Source organism: Microcoleus sp. OTE_8_concoct_300 (assembly GCF_031383065.1).
GTDB lineage: Bacteria > Cyanobacteriota > Cyanobacteriia > Cyanobacteriales > Microcoleaceae > Microcoleus.
Genome location: NZ_JANMZH010000688.1, coordinates 1 through 1,471 on the forward strand (window position 1 = coordinate 1; position 1,471 = coordinate 1,471).

General features: G+C 43.0%; 1 protein-coding gene and 1 pseudogene. Both read left to right on the forward strand.

All coding sequences use genetic code 11. The features are described from left to right. Window positions 1-136: 136 nt before the first annotated feature. The gene (locus ACUVJL_RS31060) at window positions 137-1,054 is read left to right on the forward strand and encodes a glycosyltransferase family 2 protein (protein WP_445249350.1); all 918 of its coding nucleotides are present in this window, start codon (window positions 137-139) and stop codon (window positions 1,052-1,054) included. Further along, window positions 1,047-1,471, forward strand: a pseudogene (locus ACUVJL_RS31065) (glycosyl transferase); the annotation flags it as partial. The gene ACUVJL_RS31060 and the pseudogene ACUVJL_RS31065, both read left to right, overlap by 8 nt.

A 1,471-nucleotide genomic window follows, 5' to 3' on the forward strand; every position in this document is an offset into this window, starting at 1 on the left:
AAAATAAATAAATTTATAATTAAATCTCTTGATAGTGTGGTCAAGTTAGTTAATAATTGAATAGGACTCGAACTTGATCGGTATTGCCGATCGTCCGAGGACAAGTTTTTACTCGTCAGCCCAATCTTTTAGATAAATGGACTACACCAGTATAGCAGTCCTGATGACTTGTCACAACCGCAAGTTAAAGACGTTAGTCACTCTAGAGTCGCTGTTTAACCAAACATTAACAAGTGAAATTGCACTCAGCGTTTATCTGGTAGATGATGGCAGTACTGATGGCACGTCCGAAGGAGTACAGCAAAAATATCCTCAAGTCAAGCTTTTTTCGGGAGATGGCAATTTATTTTGGAATGGAGGAATGCGGATAGCTTTCAGCGAAGCCATGAAAGACGAGCCCGATTACTACCTCTGGCTCAACGACGATACGGTACTCGCTCCAGAGGCTTTAAATACGCTGCTGACAACCAGTCGCCAGTTATTTGAACAAGGAGAAAAAAAGGCGATCGTTGCCGGCTCTACTTGTGACCCGGATACTGGTGATTTTACTTACGGGGGTATAGTTAAAATTACCCCCTTGCTTCCCTTTAAATTTCGCTTTCTCAAACCTACAAAAGCACCTCAATCTTGTGACAGCATGAATGGCAACTGCGTTCTGATTCCTCGCAGCGTCGTTGACATTGTAGGCAACCTAGATCCAGCCTTCATTCATTACTTATCAGATTGGGAATACGGTTTGCGTGCTCGACAAAAAGGCTGTACAGTTTGGATAGCTCCGGGCTATCAAGGAACCTGTTCGCCGAATCCCCAGTCTACGAAAGTAGCTGCTGCTAATATAAGTGAAGGCTTGCAAAAAATGAATCAACCCAAAGGTTTAGCATTTCAAGATGCTACCCTTCAACCCTGGGAAGAATGGAAATTGTTTGCTCAGCGTCACGGTGGTTTATTGTGGCCGATTTATTGGTTGCTACCTTACAGAAGGTTAGTTTGGTTTTCTGTTTTGAGCAAACTGGGATTAACTAAAAACAAAACCCAAGGTGATCTGGATGGTTGATCAAGGTGAATTGCGCGTCGCTTGGCTGGTTCCCGAAGTGGGACTGGGAGCTTACTGGCAGCCTGTTTTGAGAGAATTTACGAAGGTTTTTAAGAATACTGTATTTTATACTGGTGGGGTTTGGCCGGGATTCGATCCAAAAATGCCTGGATCGTCGGTAATTCAGTTAGTAGGAAAGACGAGTTTTGTGGAGACGACAAAGATAGATACAGGCTACGATCGCGGATTTATCGTAGTATCACCTAGTATTATTGGCTATCTGCTCGAATTTCGTCCTCAAATCGTATTTCCCCAAGCTTTCTCGTTGTGGACTGTAATTGTAGCGCTTTTAAAACCGCTGATGCGGTGGAAAATTGCGATTATTTATGATGGTAGTTCCCCAAATACAGACTTTCGAGATTCGAGTTTTAGGACATT